This window comes from Pseudoduganella aquatica (assembly GCF_020865585.1).
GTDB classification, from domain to species: domain Bacteria; phylum Pseudomonadota; class Gammaproteobacteria; order Burkholderiales; family Burkholderiaceae_D; genus Rugamonas; species Rugamonas aquatica_A.
Genome location: NZ_CP086370.1, coordinates 5830655 through 5852142 on the forward strand (window position 1 = coordinate 5830655; position 21488 = coordinate 5852142).

17 protein-coding genes are annotated in these 21488 nt (G+C 67.0%); 8 read left to right on the top strand and 9 right to left on the bottom strand.

Translation table 11 applies throughout. The features are described 5' to 3' along the window. Positions 1 to 75 precede the first annotated feature (75 nt). Positions 76 to 378, bottom strand: coding sequence for an apolipophorin (locus tag KT882_RS26020; protein WP_161073343.1), 303 nt, complete (start codon positions 376 to 378; stop codon positions 76 to 78). Between the two features lie 113 nt (positions 379 to 491). On the opposite strand from KT882_RS26020, the gene KT882_RS26025 reads away from it, so the two are divergent. From KT882_RS26025 to KT882_RS26045, 5 genes are all read left to right on the top strand, one after another. Next, the gene (locus tag KT882_RS26025; protein ID WP_228893654.1) at positions 492 to 2735 is read left to right on the top strand and encodes a molybdopterin-dependent oxidoreductase; all 2244 of its coding nucleotides are present in this window, start codon (positions 492 to 494) and stop codon (positions 2733 to 2735) included. 77 nt (positions 2736 to 2812) lie between these two features. Beyond that, the gene (locus KT882_RS26030; RefSeq protein ID WP_228893655.1) at positions 2813 to 3208 is read left to right on the top strand and encodes a GntR family transcriptional regulator; all 396 of its coding nucleotides are present in this window, start codon (positions 2813 to 2815) and stop codon (positions 3206 to 3208) included. Further along, the gene (locus KT882_RS26035; protein WP_228893656.1) at positions 3201 to 4025 is read left to right on the top strand and encodes an ABC transporter ATP-binding protein; all 825 of its coding nucleotides are present in this window, start codon (positions 3201 to 3203) and stop codon (positions 4023 to 4025) included. The genes KT882_RS26030 and KT882_RS26035 overlap by 8 nt, the downstream gene beginning before the upstream one ends. Beyond that, positions 4022 to 5413 carry a hypothetical protein gene (locus tag KT882_RS26040; protein WP_228893657.1) on the top strand — a complete coding sequence of 464 codons (1392 nt, stop codon included), beginning with the start codon at positions 4022 to 4024 and terminating at the stop codon, positions 5411 to 5413. Before KT882_RS26035 ends, KT882_RS26040 begins: the two co-directional genes overlap by 4 nt. A gap of 84 nt (positions 5414 to 5497) precedes the next feature. Beyond that, positions 5498 to 7036 carry a cryptochrome/photolyase family protein gene (locus KT882_RS26045; RefSeq protein WP_228893658.1) on the top strand — a complete coding sequence of 513 codons (1539 nt, stop codon included), beginning with the start codon at positions 5498 to 5500 and terminating at the stop codon, positions 7034 to 7036. Here the strand turns inward: KT882_RS26045 and KT882_RS26050 are convergent. The 7 genes from KT882_RS26050 to KT882_RS26080 all read right to left on the bottom strand — a co-directional run bounded on the left by KT882_RS26050 (position 7031) and on the right by KT882_RS26080 (position 17067). Next, positions 7031 to 7729: a hypothetical protein gene (locus tag KT882_RS26050; protein ID WP_228893659.1), complete on the bottom strand. Its 699-nt coding sequence runs from the start codon at positions 7727 to 7729 to the stop codon at positions 7031 to 7033. The two genes, KT882_RS26045 and KT882_RS26050, sit on opposite strands and share 6 nt — an antisense overlap. A gap of 13 nt (positions 7730 to 7742) precedes the next feature. Next, the gene (locus tag KT882_RS26055; protein WP_228893660.1) at positions 7743 to 9005 is read right to left on the bottom strand and encodes a hypothetical protein; all 1263 of its coding nucleotides are present in this window, start codon (positions 9003 to 9005) and stop codon (positions 7743 to 7745) included. Between the two features lie 73 nt (positions 9006 to 9078). Next, on the bottom strand, positions 9079 to 12765 hold the full coding sequence (locus tag KT882_RS26060; protein ID WP_228893661.1) for a tubulin-like doman-containing protein: 3687 nt from the start codon (positions 12763 to 12765) through the stop codon (positions 9079 to 9081). 14 nt (positions 12766 to 12779) lie between these two features. Then, the gene (locus KT882_RS26065) at positions 12780 to 13241 is read right to left on the bottom strand and encodes a hypothetical protein (protein ID WP_228893662.1); all 462 of its coding nucleotides are present in this window, start codon (positions 13239 to 13241) and stop codon (positions 12780 to 12782) included. 41 nt (positions 13242 to 13282) lie between these two features. After that, positions 13283 to 14809 carry a hypothetical protein gene (locus KT882_RS26070; protein WP_228893663.1) on the bottom strand — a complete coding sequence of 509 codons (1527 nt, stop codon included), beginning with the start codon at positions 14807 to 14809 and terminating at the stop codon, positions 13283 to 13285. Then, on the bottom strand, positions 14806 to 16392 hold the full coding sequence (locus tag KT882_RS26075; RefSeq protein WP_228893664.1) for a hypothetical protein: 1587 nt from the start codon (positions 16390 to 16392) through the stop codon (positions 14806 to 14808). Before KT882_RS26075 ends, KT882_RS26070 begins: the two co-directional genes overlap by 4 nt. A 192-nt stretch (positions 16393 to 16584) precedes the next feature. Continuing rightward, complete coding sequence (locus KT882_RS26080) at positions 16585 to 17067, bottom strand: cache domain-containing protein (protein ID WP_308807748.1); 483 nt, start codon at positions 17065 to 17067, stop codon at positions 16585 to 16587. 208 nt (positions 17068 to 17275) lie between these two features. On the opposite strand from KT882_RS26080, the gene KT882_RS26085 reads away from it, so the two are divergent. Both KT882_RS26085 and KT882_RS26090 read left to right on the top strand, forming a co-directional pair. Beyond that, entirely contained in the window at positions 17276 to 18292 is a 1017-nt protein-coding gene (locus KT882_RS26085) for a hypothetical protein (protein ID WP_228893665.1), read from the top strand. After that, entirely contained in the window at positions 18289 to 19791 is a 1503-nt protein-coding gene (locus KT882_RS26090) for a choice-of-anchor X domain-containing protein (protein WP_228893666.1), read from the top strand. The genes KT882_RS26085 and KT882_RS26090 overlap by 4 nt, the downstream gene beginning before the upstream one ends. A gap of 6 nt (positions 19792 to 19797) precedes the next feature. On the opposite strand, the gene KT882_RS26095 is transcribed toward KT882_RS26090, so the two are convergent. Then, entirely contained in the window at positions 19798 to 20253 is a 456-nt protein-coding gene (locus tag KT882_RS26095) for a hypothetical protein (protein ID WP_228893667.1), read from the bottom strand. A gap of 151 nt (positions 20254 to 20404) precedes the next feature. Here KT882_RS26095 and KT882_RS26100 point away from each other — a divergent pair, with 151 nt between their 5' ends. Next, complete coding sequence (locus tag KT882_RS26100; protein WP_161073328.1) at positions 20405 to 21466, top strand: M29 family metallopeptidase; 1062 nt, start codon at positions 20405 to 20407, stop codon at positions 21464 to 21466. The last annotated feature ends 22 nt before the right edge of the window (positions 21467 to 21488 follow it).

Genomic DNA, 21488 nt, shown 5'->3' on the forward strand with positions numbered 1-21488 from the left:
ACCGCAAAAAGGGGTCAGGGTTAATTATTCGCCTGCGGAATAATTAACCCTGACCCCTTTTTTGTTTTTTGGGCCTTACTTGTCGCGCGCTTCGCGGGCGGATTCCTGGATTTTCTCGCCGGCTTTCTCGATCTTGCGGCCCGCCTGCTCGGTGGCTTCGTTCAGGATCTCGCTGGTGTTCTTGGCCGCTTCGCTCAGCTTTTCGTTGGTCTCGCGCGCGGCGTGGGTCAGTTCGGCGCCGGCTTGCTGCGTCACCTGGTCCAGCTTGCGGCCCGCCTTCTCGGCCGGGCCCGGTTCTTCCTGCTTCTGGCAGCCCGCCAGACTGGCCACCACGATGGCGACCGCCAGCGCGGCGTAGAATAGATTTCTTGGTTTCATGATTCTTCTCCTAACGAGCCCAGCATACACCCGGGCCACGACAACACGATTGACATCAATGTAACAAATCCTGACAATAGCACGAGCGTTCACTTTTAAACAAGGAAGCCGTCATGGAACAGTCCAGCCCGCAGCAAGCCAGCCAGCAAGCCAGCACTGCCCACCGCATCTGCCCCTTCTGCGAGGCCGCCTGCGGCCTGGAAGTGGAACTCAGCCAGGGCCGGGTGACGCGCGTGCGCGGCGACCAGGCCGACGTCTTCAGCGCCGGTTTCCTCTGCCCGAAAGCGGTGGGCCTGAAGGACTTGCACGAGGACGGGGACCGCCTGCGCACTCCGCTCATCAAGCGCAACGGGGTGTTCGAGCCCGCCAGCTGGGACGAAGCCTATGCCGAAATCGAGCGCCGCCTGCTGCCCATCATCGAACGCGACGGCGGCAATGCCGTAGCCACTGTACTGGGCAACCCGGTGTCGCACAAAATGAGCTTGATGCTTTATTTCCCCAAACTGGCAAAAGCGTTGTCTACCCACAACATGTTTTCCGCCTCCAGCGTGGACCAGGTGCCGAAAATGTTGTCCGTGGGGCTGATGTACGGCTCCTGGCTGTCGGTGCCGGTGCCCGATATCGAGCGCAGCGACTTCCTGCTGATCCTGGGCGCCAATCCCATGGTCTCCAACGGCAGCCTGTGGACCGTGCCGGACTTCCGAGGCAAGGCCAAGGCCCTGCGCGCGCGCGGCGGCCGCATCGTGGTGGTGGACCCGCGCCGCACCGAGACCGCCGAAGTGGCCGACCAGCACCATTTCATCCGCCCCGGCGCCGATGTGTTCTTCCTGCTGGGCCTGGTGCATGCGCTGTTCGACGAGCAGCTCGTCAAGCTGGGCCGCCTGGCCGGCCATGTGACGGGTCTGGAACAATTGCGGGAGGCCGCCCTGCCCTACGCGCCGGAAACCGTGGCCGCGCGCTGCGGCATCGCCGCCGCCACCATGCGTGAACTGGCGCGCACGCTGGCCGGCACGGAGCGGGCGGCGGTGTACGGCCGCATCGGCACCTGCACGCAGCAATACGGCACGCTGGCATCCTGGCTGATCGACGTGGTCAACATCCTCACCGGCCACCTGGACCAGGAAGGCGGCATGATGTTCCCCAAGGCCGCCGCCTTCGCCGCCAACACGCGCGGCAAGCCGGGCAGCGGGCGCGGCGTCACGAGCGGACGCTACCGCAGCCGCGTGTCGGGCGCGCCGGAAGTCGTCGGCGAGCTGCCCATCACCTGCCTGGCCGAGGAGATCGACACCCCCGGCCCGGGACAGGTGAAGGCGCTGATCGCCATCGCCGGCAACCCGGTGCTGTCGGCGCCCAACGGACCGCGCCTTGCGGCCGCGCTGGAGCAGCTGGAATTCATGCTGAGCATGGACATCTACCTGAACGAAACCTCGCGCCATGCGGACGTGATCCTGCCCGGCGTGTCGCCGCTGGAGGACGCGCACTACGACGTGACCTTCACCCAGTTCTCGCACCGCAACCACGCGCGCTACAGCCCGCCGGTGCTGGCGCGCAGCGCGGGCCAGCCGGACGAGTGGGAAACCCTGCTGCGCCTGGTCGCCATCCTGAAAGGCCAGGGCGCCAACGCCGACATCGCTGCGCTGGACGACGCGCTGCTGCGCGAGGACCTGGAGAAAGCCGTCGGCCCGCTGACCGACACGGTCATGGGCATGCTGGCGCCGCAGCGCGGCGTGCAGCGCCTGCTCGACCTGGGCCTGCGCAGCGGCCCCTACGGCGACCAGTTCGGCCGCGCGCCCGGCGGACTGACCCTGGCGAAGATCCAGGCCGCGCCGTCCGGCATCGACCTGGGACCGATGACGCAGCGCATCCCCGAGGCGCTGCGCACGCCGTCCGGCCAGATCGAACTGGCGCCGCAGCTGCTGCTGGACGACCTGGCGCGCGTGGCGGCCGACCTGGCCGCGCCGGCGGCGGACCTGGTCATCATCGGCCGCCGCCAGCTGCGCTCGAACAATAGCTGGATGCACAACCTGCCGGTGCTGGCCAAGGGCGCCTACCGCTGCACGGCGCTGGTCCATCCGGACGACGCCGCGCGCCTGCAACTGGCCGACGGCGGCCAGGCCACGGTGCGCAACGGCGCGCGCCAGATCGAGGTGCAGGTGGAGGTGAGCGCCGACATGATGCCCGGCGTGGTCAGCCTGCCGCACGGCTGGGGCCACAACCTGCCCGGCACGCAGATGGGCGTGGCGGCCGAGCGCCCGGGCGTGAACCTGAACGTGCTGCTGGACGAGAACCTGCGCGATCCGCTGTCCGGCAACGCGGTGCTGTCCGGCGTGCCCATCACTATGGCGCCGCTGCAGTAAGAATCCCCTGGCCCCAGATCCGCCCGCCGCGAGAAGTGTATTGCACAGTGTATTAATGCAGTGATACACTGATTCGCATGAACTTCGATATTGCCACCACCTCCCCGGTCCCGATCTATCGCCAGATCGTGGACCAGCTGCGCCGCATGGCGGCCAGCGGCCAGCTCAAGCCGGGCGACGAGCTGCCGTCGGTGCGGGCGGTGGCGCAGCACCACGCCATCAATCCCATGACCGTGAGCAAGGCCTACAGCATGCTGGAGGCGGAAGGCCTGCTGGCGCGCCGGCGCGGCCTGGGCATGGTGATCGCCGACGCCCGGCCCGCCTCCACCGCGCAGGACAAGGCCGCCATGCTGCTGCCCGCGCTGGAGGCGGCGGCGCAGATGGCGCGCCAGCTCGGCCTGCCGCCCGCCGAGGCGCTCGCCTTGTTTGAACACTGTCTGAACGCTCCCTCCAAAAAGGAAAACCATGACTGACTCCGTCATCCGCGCGAGCGGCCTCACGCTGCGCCGCAAACATATCGACGTGCTGCACGATATTTCCTTCGACATCCCCGCCGGCGCCGTGGTCGGCCTGGTGGGCCGCAACGGCGCGGGCAAGTCCTCGCTGCTGCAATGTCTGACCGGCCTGGCCGCGCCGGACGCGGGCCACTGCGAGCTGCTGGGCTGCCCTTCGCTGGACCTGAGCGACGCGGTGCGCGAACGCCTGGGCTATGTGGCGCAGACGCCGGACCTGTTCGGCTGGATGAGCGCGGAGGAACACCTGCGCGCCATCGGCCGCGCCTACCCGCGCTGGGACGAGGCGCGCTGCCTGGCGCTGGCGGCGCGGCTGGACCTGCCGCTGGCGCACAAGGTGCGCGACCTGTCCGGCGGCGACCAGCAGAAACTGTCCGTGGTGCTGGCCCTCGCGCATGATCCGGACGTGCTGCTGTTCGACGAACCCGTGGCCAGCCTGGACCCTCTGAGCCGCCGCGAATTCATGCGCGCTATCTTCAGCGGCGAGGACCGCGAGCGCACCGTCATCATCTCCAGCCACATCCTGAGCGACCTGGAACGCGTGGTCACCCACCTGGCCTTCATCCGCAGCGGCCGCCTGCAAGTGCTCGACAGCTGGGACGCGATGCTGGAACACTACCGCGTCGCGCCGGCCGGCAGCGAGCCGCCCGGCGCCGCCATCGTCTGGCGCAACAAGGCCGGCGAACGCGCACTGATCGACACCCGGCTGGCGCCGGAACTGGCCAGCGCGAGCCGCGCGCTCACGCTCGACGAACTGTTCATGGAGCTGAACGCATGAAAACCGCCGCCGTTCTCGCATTGCCCGCGCTGCTGTACCCGGAGTGGACCGTCGCCACCGGCCGAGGCATGCTGGCCTTCCTGGCGATCGGCTGGATCCTGCTGCTGATGCTGACGACGGGCGCGCCCTCCAGCGGCGCGGACCTCGGCCTCGCCATGCTGACCGGCGCCGCCTGCGTCGTCATCGGCCTGGCGGCGAACTACCGGCTTGAAGTGCTGGAGAACGCCTGGCGCGTGCTGGCTGCGCGCCGCGCGCCGGACGCGCTGTGGCAGGCCTGGACGCGCGGCACGCTGGTATGGCTGACGCGCTGCTGGGCCGCGCTGTGCGTGGGACTGGCCGCGCACTACCTGGCGCCCGCCTCGCAGGCGCCGTGGCTGGTGGCGCCCGCGCTGCTGTCGCTTTCGCTGTGCCTGGCCGTGCTGGGCGCGCTGTCCCGCATCGGCCTCGCCCGGCACGGCCTGGAATGGAGCCGCGCGCTCGGCGCCGTCGGCTTTATCGCAGGCTTCGGTTGGGCCACCCTGCACGGCTGGCGCGCCGTGGTGCACGCCATCGTCTCCGCGCCCGCGCCGGTGCTGCTGCTGTGCACACTGGCATGGCCCGCGCTGGGCTGGATGCTGTGGCGCCGCAGCCTGGGTGCCATGCCCGCCTACCGTCCGCGTGAACGCAAGCCCGGCGCACTCGGCCCCGGCAAGCTGTCCACGCTGTTCAAGCGCTACAGCATGGTGCGCTGGCACGACGAGACCAACGCATCCGCACGTCCCACCTTCTTCAGCAAGCTGCCGTATGTCTTCCAGGGCGAGCTGCTGTTCTACCTCGTGCTGCTGCAAATGCTGACCTCGAAATGGGGCAGCGCAGTCACGCCGCTGCGCGCGCTGGCGCTATACATCATCTGTACCGTGACGGCAAACCGGCTCGCCGTGCGCGACCTGCACTGGCGCTCGCTGCTGCTGCCGGGCGGCCTGCGCCGCAGCGGCGTCGGCACACACATCATCCGCTCCACGCTGACGCTACAACTGTGCGCACTGGCCGCCATCGCCCTGGCCTACCTGGCGTTCCAGCTCGCCACCGGCAACGCGCTGAACGAAGCGCTGGAGCGCATTGCGGCAGCAGCCATCCTACCCTTTGAACTGGCCTTCACCACCAGCGCGGCCGTGGTCATGCGCGGCATCGCGTCGCGCCGCCTGCTCGGCTTTGCGGGCGCGACCGCCATCGCCATAGGCATCGCCTACCTGGTGCTGGCGTCTTGGACGGCGCACGCCGGCCAATGGACCATAGGCCCGCTCTACCTGCTGGTGCTGGCGGCCGGCACCGCGCTGCAGTGGCGCCAGGCGGACCGGGTCTGGACCGTGGAAAAACTGTTCCGGCAAATACGCAAGGAAGGCCTATGACAGCAAGCGCGTTGACCCGGAGTTGAACCGCCGCAGCACAGGCGGCGGCTGGACGCGGGGCGCGGCAAGGCATACAGTCGCCGCATGAAAACCGACACCACGCTACGCCTGATACTCGGCGACCAGCTCAACCCCGAACACAGCTGGTTCCGCCACCGCCATGCCGACGTGGTCTACGTCATGATGGAGGTGCGCCAGGAAACCGACTATGTGCTGCACCACGCGCAGAAGATCATCGCCATCTTCGCGGGCATGCGCGAGCTGGCGCGCCAGCTGCGCGCGCAGGGGCACCGGTTGCACTACCTGAAGATCAGCGACGCGCGCAACCGCCAGTCGCTACCGGCCAACCTGGACGACGCCATCGAACATTTCGACGCCGCCGAATTCGAATACCAGATGCCGGATGAATACCGCCTGGAGCAGCAGCTGGCGCGCTACACGCGCAACCTGCCCATCCCCAGCCGCATGGTGGACAGCGAACATTTCTATACGCGCCACGACGAAGCCGAACAGCTGTTTGAAGGCCGCAAGCACTGGCTCATGGAGCACTTCTACCGCGCCATGCGCGTGAAGCACGGCGTCCTGATGGACGCAGCCGGCAAGCCGCAAGGCGGCAAGTGGAACTACGATCACGACAACCGCAAGTCCTGGCCCGGCACGCCGCCGCAGCCGGACGATTTCCGTCCCTGCCACGACCACTCGGCGCTATGGCTGGAGATCGAAGCGTCCGGTGCGCGCAGCTTCGGGGAGACCAACGCGGCGCGCTTCGCGTGGCCCCTGAACCGGCAGGAAGCCTTACAGCAGCTGGATGGCTTTATCGAACATGCACTGCCGCATTTCGGCGAATTCCAGGACGCGATGAGCAGCCGCGCATCGCGCCTGTTCCATTCGCTGCTGTCCTTTGCGCTCAACACCAAGATGCTCAATCCGCGCGAGGTGGTACAGGCGGTGGAGCAGGCGTGGCGCGAGGGCCGCGCGCCGCTAGCGTCTGCCGAGGGCTTTATCCGGCAGGTGCTGGGCTGGCGCGAGTACGTGCGCGGCGTGTACTGGAGCCGCATGCCCGGCTACGGGCAAGAGAATGTGTTCGGCCACCGCCTGCCGCTGCCGCGCTGGTTCTGGGACGGCCAGACCGGCATGCGCTGCCTGGCCAGCGCCATCGGCGACTCCTTGCAGCACGCGCATGCGCACCACATCCACCGCCTGATGGTGATAGGGAATTTCGCGCTGCTGGCGGGGCTTGATCCGCAAGAGCTGCACGAGTGGTATCTGGGCGTGTACATCGACGCCTTCGAGTGGGTGGAAATGCCGAACACGCTGGGCATGAGCCAGTTTGCCGACGGCGGCCTGCTGGCCACCAAGCCCTACGTTTCCAGCGCGGCGTATATCGACCGCATGAGCGACTATTGCAAGGGCTGCCGCTACGACAGGAAGGCCCGCATCGGCGAGGACGCTTGCCCGTTCAACGCGCTGTACTGGGATTTTTTCTCACGCAACGAGGCTACGCTGGCGGGCAATCCGCGCATCGGCATGGTGTATCCGCAACTGCGCAAGATGGAGCCGTCCGCCGTGCAGGCGCTGCGCGCGCAGGCGGACGCGGTGCGCGCGCGGCTTGATACGCTATAGCTTGGCCATCGCCGGCGGGGCGATCTGCGCCACCTGGAACACGGTGGTGCGGCGCGCCACCTCCAGGCCGTCGAGCAGCAGCACGCTTTGCACGGTGTACTGCCCCTGCTCCATGCCGCGCGGGATTTTATAGACGCCCACCGCACGGTACTGCCCCGCGCCGTCGATGCGTTCCACGCGGGCGATCTGCGGCTTGTCGGACGCCTTCTCGCCGTTGGCCTTCAACAACGTCATGCTCTGCACCACTTCCGGCACGCGTTGCGATTCGCCGTACAGCTTGATTTCGCCAACCACCCGTACCGGCTCGCCGCCGGCGCGCGCCACGCTGGAAGTGGAATAGACCTGGTAATCCTTCACGCGGATTTCATTGACCGGGACGGGAATGCCCTGGCGGCGCGCTTCGTTGTTGACGGTCTGCGCGTTGGCGATTTTCTCCGAGTACGAGGTCCAGCCGATGGCTGCGCCCATGGCCGCGCCTATCGCGGCGCCTTGCGCGCATTTCTTGCCCGCCAGGGCGGCCAGCGCGCAGCCGGCCACGGCGCCGATGGCCGCACCCGCTGCGGCGTTTTCAGCGGCGCTGCCAGTGCCGCCGGTGCTGCTACTGCCGCCGCGCTGGCCGGAACGGCCTGCATCCGGCGCGGCGCAGCCAGCCACCAGTGCGGCGATCAGGGTGAGGCCGAGTGTACGTTTCATGACGCCTCCTTGCTTAGTTGTGGCATTTATCGTTGATCCAGTCCGCGCCGCTGGCCACGCAGCGCAGCATGTCGCGGTTCAAGCGCTCGGCGCGCTGCTTCAGGCCCACGCATTCGCGGTTGCCCACGTCTATCATCGTGGCACAAATTTCCGCCTTGTCCATCGCGCCTTTGTAATTGCCCTGGCTGAGTTCGCGCTCGGCGTCGGCCAGGATCTTGCGCGCCTGCTGGGCTGCTTGCGGCACTTGCGGCGCGGTGCTCAGCACCTGGGGCGCCGGCGCCGCACGCGGCGGTTCGTTGCTCAGCGCAGGCGGCGCCTTCTGTTCCAGCACGGTCGATTCCAGCAGCTTGGACAGGGCTTCACGCAAGGAGTGGATACGGTCGGCCACTTCGCTGCGATTCAGCTTCTCGGCGGCCACCAGCTTGGCTTCCAGGCAGGCACTGTTGGATATTTTCAGGCAGCCGTCGGCGTCGTCCAGCAGGCGCTCGGCCTTCTTCACGTCGATGCGTTTGTCCCAGTCCCGGGTTTCGTCGTCGGCGCCCCATTTCTTGGTGAAGGCAGCCAGGCGGGCGTCCGCGCGTTCCACGGCGCCGGTTTGCAAAGCGGTTTCGAGCGCAGGCTTCAAGTCTGCCCAGGCCTTGGTGCGCTGGCGGTTTCGTTCGCAGTTGAGCGCGGCGCTGTGAATCGCGTCGTTGGCCTTCTTGATCTGCAAATCGCTGGCTTTGTCCGCGCGCATGGCCGTGACTTCGGCGCGCGCTGCATCCAGCTTGCATTCGCCTATCAGTGCGAGCACCTTGTCGCCATGTTTGTCGAGGATGTCGTCCTTGCTGGCCGGCTTGGCCAAATACCAGATCACGGCCAGGATCATGGCGACCAGCAGCCAGGTGCTCCAGCCTATCGGTTCGCGCAGCGGCGGCTTGCCTTGCTGGCCGCCGGTGGCGCGTCCGGGCGGCGCGCTGCCGGCGGTCTGCGCACCGCGCAGCTTGTCCAGCCGCGCCTTGGCCGCAGCGATCTGCTCCGGCGTCATGACGACAGGCTCCTCCGCCGCGGGCTTGGATGCGGGCGGCACCGTTTGCCTGAACTGCGGCTGCGAAGGCTGCGAAGGCGGTTCGGAAGGCTGCGCGTGCGCCGCAGACTGCTTGCCCACCGGCTGCGGACGGCCAGCCGGCGGCGCCGAGGCCGCAGGCTGCGCCGCCTGCGACGGCCTCGCAGCCGCCGCCGCTGCGGCCGCTGATGCGGCGGCTTGCCGCGTGCCGCAGAACGGGCAGAACTTCACCTGGCGCGGAAAAACCCGGCCACAATCATTGTTGATGCATCGGTACGTCACTACGTCCACTACTCAGCCTTCCTTATTCCGGGTCCGGGATATCGTCATGCGGGTCCGGGATCGCGGCGCTCAGCAGCGGTGCGATGTCCGGCATCTCGCTGGCCAGCTTCCACTGGTCCACGCGCGGCACCCATAGCATATTCCAGACCTTGGTGTTGCCGTCCACCTCGCCCGCCGTGATGCGCTGGGCCAGTTCATGCAACCCGTATGGTCCCTGCTGCGTCTTGTTGACGAACACCTTGTACAGCACACCGCCCGCAGCCGCAGACCGCGCGCCTACAGCAGCGGCAACAACGGCCGCAGGCGCCGCAGCGCCGCCCGCCGCGACGGCACTCGCTGCGGATGCATCGCCAAACACGCGCGCCGCAGCCGCGTCGCTGGCCAGCATCTCGGGCTTGAGCACGCGCTTGTCCACCGCATGCTGCACCTCCCAGCTGTACGCGTCCGTGGACGATCCGGCCACCGGCTCGCTCCACGCCGCCAGCGCCTCCAGCGCGCGCTCCACCGTCGGCGCCGCGCCCGGCGCCAAGCCAGCCTGCATGGCCTGCGCGCGCTTCACCCATTCATCGTGCAGACGCTTGGCCGTGATATTCGGCAGCGACGGCGACGGCAGCTCCGCCCCCGTCTCGTCCACTTCCAGCTTGGGCTGGTACACGCGGTGCTGGTAGTGGCGCATCAGCGCCGCCAGCAGCACGAACTGGCTGGCACCCATGCGCGCCAGGCGCTGCTGCACCGAACCGATCACCTGGTCGCGGTAATACGCGGGCAAGCCGTTCGAACGGATGGCGAACTCATTCCCGATCTGCAGCCACTCGCCGGAACCCTGCTCCACTTCAAACAGATACTGTCCGCGCGGCTGGAACAGCGCCTCGCGGTCCGCCAGGTCGGCCTTGCGCTTGACCACGCCCAGCGCAATCGCCTGCAGGAACCACTCGTAGTCGTCCGCCAGCCGGTTCAGCTCATCCATCGACGGCGCGATGGGATGGCGGAAGCGCGTGGAATCGAAATGCAAATGGGTCGGAATCTTGGGATTCTCGATCTGGTAGGACGTGCGCCAGGTCGGCAAGCCGCGCAGCACCGTCATCGGAATGCCGGACAACTCGATATAGCACACCGCCCGCCCGGCCACGCCGGTATTGACGATGCTGACCAGGTCCCCGTGGAAGAAGCCGGTCGGCACCGCCGCCTTGATCTCCGCCTCCAGCTTGCGCCACGCGTTCACGTCGCCCACGCCGATAAAGCACTTGAACTGGTCCGCGTTCGGCGTGAACTCCGCCGAGAAGCGCGCGTTCACCCACGGCATGGCGCTGCGTATCCATTCGTTGAAGGTAAGCTGGCGCTCCTGCGGCGACATCGCCATCAGGCGTTCCAGCAGCGGATCGGGCGGCGCTTCACCGTCGTCCAGATGCTCGCTGCTCAGCTGCGTCTGCGCGCGGCGGAACAGTTTGAGCAGCAGGGCCGAGCGCAGCTGCTCGTCGCCCAGCTGCGGGAACAGGCGCGCCGATCCGCCGAACTCCAGCAGCACTTCCTCGCTCCACACGCTGATGTCGCCGCTCAGTTTGACCGCCTCCGGCACCGTGTCGCTGGCCAGCTTCATATAGGTCGCGTGTTCATGCTGCGCATCCGCGCGCAGCTGCGCAATGCGCTGGTCCACCACGCCCAGCATGGCCTCCACGCAGCGGCGCCCTTCCTGCAGCTCGCCTGCAATGCCGCTCCATACCGCCTGGCCCTGCTCGTCCACCGACTGCGCGTCGCCCAGCCAGGTGGACATGGCGTTCAGCAGCTCCACCGACTGCCCGGCCGCCACGGCCAGCATGTGGAAGCGCAGATAGTCCGCAATGTCGCGCTTCAGGTGCGCCATCACTTCGCGCGACTGCGCCTCGCTGCCGAACATCTTGGCTGCGGCCTGCGACAGGTTGTTCAGCGATTCCTCCACCTGGCGCGTGCGCAGCGCATCGCGGATGTCGCGGTAGCGCTTGCCGTTGCGTTCCATGTGCACCAGGTCGCGCTGCGAAATGCGCGCCTTGATCTGCTCCAGCAGCGACAGCACGAATTCCAGCCCGCCCTGCTTGCGGTCGTCCAGCAGCGCATAGAGCTGCTCGCGCGCGCGGCCCTTCAGCCTTTGCAGCAGTTCGGCCGTGTGGCGCTTCAGGCGGTCCTCGCTGGTCTCGGCGGTCGCGCCGGCCTCGCGGATGGCGTCGCGCTCCAGGTGCGGCAGCAGCTCGGCCACTTTCTCGCGCCACTGCTTCAGCTCATAGTCGCCCATGATGCGGTCGATCTCGAGCTGCACCTTGCTTTCCACGCGCTCCAGCAGCGAGCGTTCGTCCTTGTCCATCAGCAGCCGGTCGGTAAGCGCGTATTCCTGGAACGGCGTCACATCCACCGTGCCTTTTTTGAAATCGGGGAATTCGTCGAAGGGATGCTCGGCCATCGCCATCTGCTCGCGCATGAAGATGTCGCGTTCCTGGTCGCCGGCGCGGCGCGCCTTGGTGCCGTCGCTGCCCAGCAGGCCGAAGAAGGCTTTCACCATCAGGCCCGCCAGCTCGTAGGCGCGGATGTCTTCGCGCAGGCTTTGCTGCGTGTCCAGCACGGCCTGGCCGAACGCCGAGTACACCTTGGAGTAGGACAGCCGCATGTCGCCAAAGCGCTGTTCCGGCACGCGCGGATTGAACGGTCCCAGCTTGTGCTGCTGCTGGTTCACCGCCACAGAGCGTTTGCGGTTGGCGAAATCGGCCGAAGCGAAGTCCTCGAACAGCGAGTCGGCCACCATCTGGTAGACGTCCTTCACGTCCTGCGTGGCCTTGTTGGCCAGGTTGGCGGTGTCGACGAAGTAGACGTCGTCGAACGGCGCGCCACGGCCGGTCAGGCTGTCGGGGTCAGCCCAGCGCACCTGCGCGTTCATGTCGCGCATGGCCGTTTCCAGCTCCATCAAGGTAGCGTAGGCATTCGCTTCGGTGCGCTCCTTGTTGGCCTTGGCGTAGCCGGACGGCATGAACATCACCAGATCCACCTGGCTGTCCGCCACTTCCTGCCGCGCGATGGCCTTGGCGATCCAGCCCAGGTCCATAGCGGTGCCCGCGCCGGTGCCGCCGGCGTTGGAGCCGATGACCACGATGCGGAACTTGGACGTGTCCACTTGCAGGCCGAGGCGCTGGTAGTTTTCCTTGCGCTCGTTGCCCGCGTTACTGCTCAGGAAATTCAAGGCGCCCTTGATGCGGCCGCGCAGCTTGGGATATTTATCGTACAGGTAAAGCCGCGCCACGGCGCGGATCTGGCCCGCGCCCTTGGACGGATCGATGCCCAGCGAGCGCAGTTTTTTCGGGCGCAGCGGCATCCAGTTTTCTATCAGCGGGAAACGCGCCAGGCTGTCGTCGGACTCGTGGTACTGCTGCAGGTCGATCGACTCGACCAGGCGTTCCTCGTCGCTCAGCTTCACCAGCTCGTACCACGGGTCGGTGCGCTGCGATTTGCCTTCGTCAATGACGGCGCCGCTGTCCAGGTCCACGTGCAGGAAGCGCGCTACCGGGAACTGGCCTATGGCCTCCACCCGCGTGGGATGGCGGCGGTTCCAGACCGCCGACAGGATGCGGCGGCGGATGCGCATCATCACTTCCATGCCCGTGCCGCCCGCGCCGATGAACAGCGTGGGGCGCAGGTCGACTTTGAGTTCGGCTTTCTTGCCGCTGCCATTGTTCTGGAAATCTGCCATGATCGCTCCCCTGTTTAGCGGCGGCCCGTCAGCATCGCGCCGATCAGCGCGGCGATGCCGAAGACAAGCAAGGTGCCGGTAATGGCCACGGTAAGGAATTTGCCGGCGTTCAGGATGGCCAGCACGGCGGCGGCGCTCAGGAAGGACAGGCCGAAGAACATCAGCCAGCCAGCCGTGTCGGCCGACGACGGCGCCACGCGGCGGCGCACAAGGTGATTGGCGTAGGCGTTGCGGGCAAAGAAGAACACGATCAGCAGCACCAGGAAGACGGCGCCGCCTATCGCCAGGTCGCGCGTGGAGGTGTCGGTGGCGGGCGCGCCCTGCACCGGCGCCACTTCGATAGGCGCGCCGCCGGGCGGCACGCTGGACAGCGCCGGCTCGCTCGACGGCTTGGCGTTCTGGTCCTGGCTGCCGGGCACCTTGAAGCCGGGGTCGGTATTGGCCTGCGCCAGCTGGATGTCGTTTTCTTTTTGCATTCTTGGTGATCCTCGATATGGGCGGGAATATGAGCTGGATATTAACGGCCGAGACGCACTTGCGCGCCTTCGCGCAGGTCCGTCAGTGTGCTGCCAAATAAGGTGGTGTTAAGCACGGCGACTTTGTTGCCGGCCTTGTCGAACAGGGGCTGGCTGTTGCCTGCCTTGACGTGCAACGTACGCAGCTCACCTTCGACGGTGACCTGCACTTTGCGCGGACGCGCTGCGGCCACGGCCAGCGCGGCGCCGCCGGCCAGCAGGGCTGCCACGCCGCCGAGCAGCGCCAGCAAGGGAGCCAAGCCGAACTGCATGCGCACTTCCAGCGGCAGCACGGCGCGCGAACCTTGCACCTGGCTGGGCGGCGTGAAAATGTCCGGCAGCGGATCGCCGGGGAACAGCGCGGCCATGCGTTCGCGGAAGGCTTGCGAGAGTTCCAGTTTCTGTTCGCTCAGCTGCACTTCGATAGCGCCCGGCAGCACGGCGGCGGAACCGGCGGCCTGCACCGCTTCCAGCGACCACTTGCCGGGCAGGTTGGCCACCGGCAGCTGCATGCTGGACGCCAGCGGCAGCGATTTGCCGGGCGCCAGGCCCTGCACTCTGTCCGCGCCCAGCGCAATCGGCTTCTCGGCGCCCGCCAGCACGGAGCGCGCAGCCAGCCGGGCGCTGGTGATGGTGTAGGGATAAATCGTGTTCTCCAGCCGCCATTGGATACGCGCGGCCGGCGAATCGCCAGGGGACGCGTGCGCCTGCGTGGCGGCGGCGGCGTCGATATCGGCGCGCAGGGTACCGTTGGGCTGCGTGGAAAACGCCACGCCGGGCACGTTCTCCACCTTCACCGGCAGCAGGCGCACGGTGTCCTGGTCGAGCGGCTTGAGGCGCGCAGGCGGTTCGGTGATCACCTTTTGCAGACGCCCCGAACGCAGCAGCGCATCGAGCTCGCGCTTGCCTTCGTCCTGGATCGCAAAAACGTAAATCATCATGCCGTTGGCGCTGTAGCGGCCATGCACCGGCATGTGCAGCGGGAAGGCCAAGGCCTTCTTGATGCTGCCGCCGTGGTGGATCAGCTCATAGAATTCGCGGTTGCGCTGCGCCGTGGCCTGGTCGTTGTTCGGACTGTTCTTGTTGTTGGTGAACAGCCAGATCAGCCCCGGCTTGCCGCCCAGCGCCGACGTGATGGAGGCACTGACCGCTTCGCCCAGATCGGTGTCCGCCAGCGCGCTGCTGCCAGGCTTCCTGGCTGCCGCCAGCGGCGCAAGCGCAGCGGCGACGGCGGCGCGCTGCGGCTTGTCGTCCACCTTCGCCGCCAGCAGCGCTTTCGGCGACGGCGCACCCGGCAGGCTTTGATTGAAGGCCGCCAGCACCAGCGCATCGCCCGGCTGCACGGCGGCCAGCACCACCTCCGTCACCAGCGCCTTGTATTGCGAGGCGGGGTCCGTATAAAACGGCTCCATCCAGCCCGAGTTCTGCACCAGGAAGACGTGCGACACCGGCGCAGCCAGCGCCGCGACCGGCGCACCCAGCGCGCAAGCCAGCGCCAGCGCGGATGGCTGCATCAGCGCCCGCATCATGGCAGCGCTTTCAAATGCCAGCCGCGAATCTCGTTCCAGCCCGGATGGTGCAGCCACAGGCAGTTGTCATACACGAATGGCTGGCAATCGGCCGGATGCGACAAGCGCACCGCTTCGTCCAGAATGACATTGCGCTGCCCCACCCACTCGATCAGCGTGCGCTGTATCACCGCGCCGCCCAGCGCATCCTCCGCCATGGCGGGCGGACGCTCCATGCGCAGCACCAGCCCGGTCGGCTGGCTGCGCGTGCTGCTCACATTCTCCAGCAGCGGCAGCACCAGCGCCTCGTTGCGGGTCTGGTCCTCCACGTCTTCCACGTCCCACGGCTCGTTCTTGACCTGGTGGCCACGGCGGAACAGCAGCGTGCCAAAGCCCAGCCGCGCGCCATCCAACTCGCGCTGCTGCGCCTGCGCCACGCCCAGTTCACGGAAAGAATAAGCCTGGCCGTCATGCCCGATCTGCCACAAGCGCCCATCCCGGCTGCGCGCCGGACCCCCGAACTGCAAGCGCGGCGTCCACCCCGCAGGCCAGGGCAGCCACTGAGGCACGCTGCCCGGACGCCAGACGAGATGCCCCTGCGCGTGCAACCACATCAGCTTCCCGTCATAACTCAAAGGACGCGACCACCCGCCGACCGGCACAGCGCCATCGGCATCCGGATCCGGAATAACATCAGCCTCGGTGGAGAAAACCGTAGGGCGGGTTAGCGCAGCGTAACCCGCCGGCTCCGCCGCAATCTCCAGCGTCTCCCCATCCGCCCCCTGCGCATCCGCCGTCCACAAGCGCACGCCGCCTGCCGCCGCGATCAGGCAAGCGATCCGCCGCCCCACCATGCCCGGCGCGCTGGCCAGCCTGGCCGACAGCACCACCTCGGTATGAAAACTCTCGCTGACCGGATTAATCAGCAGCCGCACCAGACCCTGCGCCGACGGCACCAGCCCCACCTCCCCGCGCCGCGCCTCCGCGTGCGCCGGCAGCCACGCATACGCCGACGCGCTGAACGACAAATCGGCCAGGTGATCCTCGCACGTCATCACATGCCAGCGCATGGCGGCCGGATCCCAGTACTGCAGCACATTGCGCGTGTAAGCCAGCGCCAGCAAGCGCTGCGCCGCAAAGCCGAAATCGGCCGCCGCAAACACGCACACCGCGTTCGGCGGCGCCGGGATCTTCAATTCCGCCTGCCCCACCTGCGGTTCCGGCGGACGCGTCTCCAGGCTGGCCGCCAGCGGCAGCGCCGTCAGCGGCAAACCATGCGGCGCATGGCGCGGCAGCGGCGCCTCATTCACCGGCAGCGGCGCGCTGCTCGGTCCCCACCACGCAGGCAGACGCTGCGCCGCCGCACACACGCGCAGCGCAGCGCCGCACTCTGGGCAGTAAGCAAAACCTTCGGGATAAATGGCCGCGTGCGCGCAGCCCGCAGGCAGCGACGCGCCCAATAGCTGCGCCACGTCCGGCAAGCGCGTGCGCGCTTGCGCCTGCCACTCGATGCGGCTCAAACCCTGGCTGGACGCCAGCTCAAATTGCCCACTTTCATCGTCCTCCAGCCAGACGCTGTCGGAAGTCTCCCACCTGTATGCCATGTATATGCTCGAATATGCTCGGATAGATTCCCGCCTGCGGAACCTGGGCTCCGCCTGGGCGAGCTCAAGTTGTCCTTTGCATCATAACGCAGCGCCCAGCGGTTCGGGCAAGCCGCCATAAAAAAATACGCCCCATTTTTGCGGGGCGTATTGCGCTGGATCGCGGTTGTTGGCCGAACTTTCCCTCGGCGGCTATTTGTAGATGCCAACACCTATCAGCACATCGCCGAATTTCTCGACATAAGTGGACTTGTCTTCCATATTCTTGCTGATGGAGTTGGGCCATTTGTAGGAAACCCAGCCTTTACCCGCAGGGCTGTTCGCCACCTTCAGGAACTCCTTGATCGGAAACACGCCGCCGGCGTTCAGCTCCATCAGGTTTTTGTTGACCATCTTGGCGTTCTGGCCGTGCGCCAGCGCCACACCCTGCTGCTCGCCCGTCATACCGAACATGAAGACGTACAGGTCGCCCTTGATGAATTCGCCCTTGGGGTCATTAAAGGCGGCAATCGCCTTGTCGCGGCCATTCTTGTCCATAAAGGCGCCGGCTTTCTTGACCATGGCCACCGCCTCGTCGGCCGTACCACGGTGGGTGGCGTCCTGCGCGCGGGCGGCGCCGCCCAGGGACAAGGCCAGTACGGCCGCGAATACAACCTGGAATGCATGCTTCATCATCTGTCGTCTCCGGTGGATTTTGTCGATGCGGACAGATCGTTGCTGCCCGTCACGTCCAACATAACACATGCCGTACAGCAACCCTACGACTTCCGCAAGCCGGTTGCGCAAACCCGACGCCCGAGTCTGATTTACATCAAATCGCCCATTCGGCAGCGGCATAAGCTGGACTCCGGGGTCTTCCCGCGCTGCTTCCGAAAGGACTGCCATGCCTGCTCACATTACCATCCGCGATGGCTCGCCGTACTGGTGGGCCAGCACCGACATCTGGGTCGTACCAGGAACCGACCCGAACGGCTCGCCCGGCACGCCGGTGGCCGGCCAGCCCGCCTACCTGTGGGCGCACGCCGCCAACACCGGCAACAGCCTGGCCAACGGCACCCGCATCGACTTTTACTGGGCCGATCCCAGTGCCCAGGTCATTGTCGGCAACGCCACCGCCATCGGCTCGGCCTTTGTCGACCTGGCGCCGGAGCAGGACCCGAACAATCCCGTGGGCCAGGACGTGCTGTGCCTGGTGCCGTGGGTGCCGGTGATTGTGAACGGCGGCCACGAATGCCTGCTGGCCGTCGCGCACGGGCCGGGCGACACCAATCCCATCCCCGACCCGCTGCCCAACGGCTATGTGTTCGACCCGCCCGCGCACGACCAGATCGCGCAGCGCAATATCACGGTGCTGATGGCCGGCATGCTGCAAGCGGCCATGGTCATCAGCGTGCGCGCCCTGCCCAGGCAGGACAAGGAAGCCTTCATCAGCGTGGAATACGGCGGCGAGCTGGACGAGCGGCAGATCGCGCTGCTGGGTTTGCGCGGCCTGCAGCTGCGGCCCGCCCCGCAACGCGCCGTGCAGGTTGAGCTGAGCCTGCAGCCGCTGTGCGGCGGCAAGGACCGGCATCCGCACGGCCATGAAGCCGCCGAGCCGCTCGGCTACGGCGCAGGCTCGGAAGTGGGCGGCGACGAAACACTGGGCAACGAACCGGGCGCCGCCGAGGATGACATGGGTGCGGCCGCCGGCGGCGCCGGGCCGGACGCGGACTACGGCGGCAAGCACGGCCTGCGCGTGCGCCTGCCGCGCGGCACGGCCACCGCCGTGTACGCCGCCTTCAGCGTGGACGGCCTGCGGCCCGGCCAGTACCAGCTGGTGCACATTATCGAACGCAGCCAGGGCAAGGTGGCCGGCGGCGTCAGCTACGTTGTAGTCCAGCTGCAAGGAGACAAAAAATGAGCGCCACCCCACTCCAGGTGCTCACGCGCCCGTTCGCCATCGAGCCCGTGACCAGCATCATGCTGCCGGACGGCATATTCGACAACGCCATCTACGGCCTGCGCATTGCCGCCCACATCACCAATCTGTCCTCCAGCGCGCTGACCAACGTCACCGTCTGGCTGGAGAGCGTGGGCGACCCCGGCATTGCGCCGGTGGCGCGCACCCACTACTTCGCCACCATCCCCGCCGGCGCCGCCATGCTGGTGATGTGGGACGCAAACTTCCAGCACGCCAGCCCCGGCAAGCCGCTGGTCAGCATCCTGGCGCGCGCCGACGGCTTTACCCCGCGCCGCTCCATCCAGCAGATCTTCGTATCCGAAACCCGCTTCGACGCCACCAGCAACACCTACACCTGCACGGTGCAGGAAGGCACGCTGACGGTGTCCAATCTGAAAGGCCACCTGCCCGGCAAGCGCTGGGGCCAGACCGGGCCGGACGGCAAGGAATGCATCTGCCCGCCGGGCGGCGGCCCCATCGTGCCCACCGGCCTGGCCATGGCCTGGGCGCCGAATCCCGCCTTCCCCGGCCTGCACGGCGAGCTGCCTTTTGCCGACCCGTGGTGGAAGATACTCGCCATTATCATCGCCATCATCGCCGCCCTGGTGGCCATCATCGCGGCGGCGCTGGGCGCGGGCAAGGCCAGCTTCAATGTGGGCGGCAGCGTGGAGGAAACCGACCCCAGCGTCACCTGCTGCTCGCTGGAGGGCGCCAGCTCGGGCGAGCCGGAATACACAGTGGCGGGAGTGGCCTCGGCCATCGCCTCGGTGGCCATTGCCGTGGCCTGCTCGGACGCGGCCGACCCGTTCTGGCGCGGCCAGGAAGCCACCCCGCCCGCCGCCGGCGAACTGACCGTGGGCGAGCGCGTGGTGGCCGAGTGGACCATGCTGGAAGCGCCCAACGCCGGCGTGCCCTACGCCACCGACGTCAGCTGGACCTACCAGCGCATCACCACCGGCGCCACCTACAGCTACAGCGTGACGGAGACGCAAACCAACATCCACACCGCCGGCCCGGTGGACGTGGAAGCGCCGCCGCAGGTGCAGGCCTTCAGTCCCTTGTGGGTGCGCGCGAAATTCCACCGCGAGGACGGCAGCCTGTTCCACGGCACCGACCTGTATTCCTTCGCCATCTTCCAGGCGCCGCAAGGATTGAACTTCGTGATACCGCTTACCGACGACGGCCTGGGCTTCGACCCCGGCGCCAACGACGGCGTGTACGCGGCCAGCCTGAGCCTGGAGCTGGCCTACCGGCTGCTGCTCAAGTACGGCCAGACGGTGTATGGCAGATGGCGCATCTTCCTGTTCGCGCAGGACGTGAACCTGACCAAGCCGGGCACGCCGCCTGAGATCGCCGCCCAGCACATCGGCGGCTTCTTCGTGGCGAGCGCGGTCGAGATCACGTTTGACGATACGCTGCCCTGCCCGCTGAAGGCGCAAGCCAGCATCATGGTGGTGTGAGGAGGATTACTCGGCGACGATCTTCTTGGGCGGCGGCGGCGGCGCAAACGCCACCGTTTCGCTCTCGGGCGCCGAGTCCAGCGCGTCCGAGTACTCCAGCCAGCGCTGCAGCACTTCCATGCGGCGGATCACGATGCCCTTGTTGCTGATATAGCCCACCTGCTCGAAGTTCTCCGGCTTGCTGACCATCTTGTTGGTGGTCGGCAGGTTGTCCAGCAGGCGCTCGAAGCACTTGCGCGCCTTCTGCTCCCACTTCGCCAGCGCCGGTTCCGAAAAGCGGTTGCTCTCGTAATAAATGGTCAGGGTGCGGTCATGGTTGCCGAAGCCCACGACGGCCGCCCCTTTGCGCACCAGTTGCAGCACGTCTTCCTTGATGGCCGTGGTCGGCACGAACAGCGCCGCCCGTCCATCGCCGTCATCAGGCCGTTCCAGCGGTAAATCCATTCCCTTCACTGAGCTCATCGCTGCCTCCAACCTGTAATGTGACGCCGAATCTGTAAAGTTGCCGTCCGGCTATATTGCAATGATTCTACGCCGCTCCCTTGCGCTGTACAAGGAATATGCAGGGCATATAATGCTCAAGCTTCCAATAAGTATTACTTCTGATTAAAAAATGACACAGTCGGCTCCCCTCCCCCCGTCCGCGCCCCACGGCGCCCTCCCCGCAGACGCCATCGCCACGGCGGCGGTCAACGTGCGCGACCTGCTGGCCGGGGCGATCGAATACGCGCCGCCGCAGCGCGCGCTGGTGGTGTACGACCGGCGCTGCGCGCTGAATGAGGCGCTGACGGAAGCCTACCGCCGCTCGCTGCCGGACGGCCGCTTCATCGACTTCGACACTGTGGCGCCGGAAGACGTGCTGGCCGCGTTCGCCGAGCTGGGCCAGCACGACCTGGTGGTGCTGATACAGTCCACCAGCTTCCGCCTGGAAGCGTTCCGCATCCGCATCGAACTGTTCAAGCGCGGCCTGAAAGTGATCGAGCACGTGCACCTGTCGCGCATGCCCGGCGAGCAGGGGCTGCACTACATCGCCTCGCTGGCCTACGACCCGGCCTACTACCGCGGCGTGGGCCGTGCCCTGCAAGCGCGCATCAACGCGGCGCCGTCGGCCGTGGTGGACAGCGGCGCGGGCGCGCTGCTGCGCTTCGACTCGCCGCTGGAAGCGGCCAAGCTCAACATCGGCGACTACAGCGGCATGAACAACGTGGGCGGCCAGTTCCCCATCGGCGAAGTGTTCACCGAAGCGCAGGACCTGGAAGCGGTGAACGGCCGCGTGCGCGTGTTCGTGTTCGGCGACACCTCCTTCCACGTCAACCACCCGGCCCAGCCCATCACCATGATCGTGGAAAACGGCCGCGTCACCGGCGCTATCGACTCCACGCCCGAGTTCGACAACATGCTGGAGATCATCCGCGCCCACGAAGGCGAAGTCTGGCTGCGCGAACTGGGCTTCGGCATGAACCGCGCCTTCTCGCGCGAGCGGCTGGTGAGCGACATCGGCACCTACGAGCGCATGTGCGGCATCCACCTGTCGCTGGGCGCCAAGCACGGCCAGTACCAGAAACCGCAATTCAAGCGCAAGGACGCGCGCTACCACGTGGACGTGTTCGCCGTGACCGAGGCGGTCTGGCTGGGTGAGGAAAGGGTGTATCAGGATGGGGCCTGGCGGGTGTAAGCCTACACGGCTTCTAGAATCT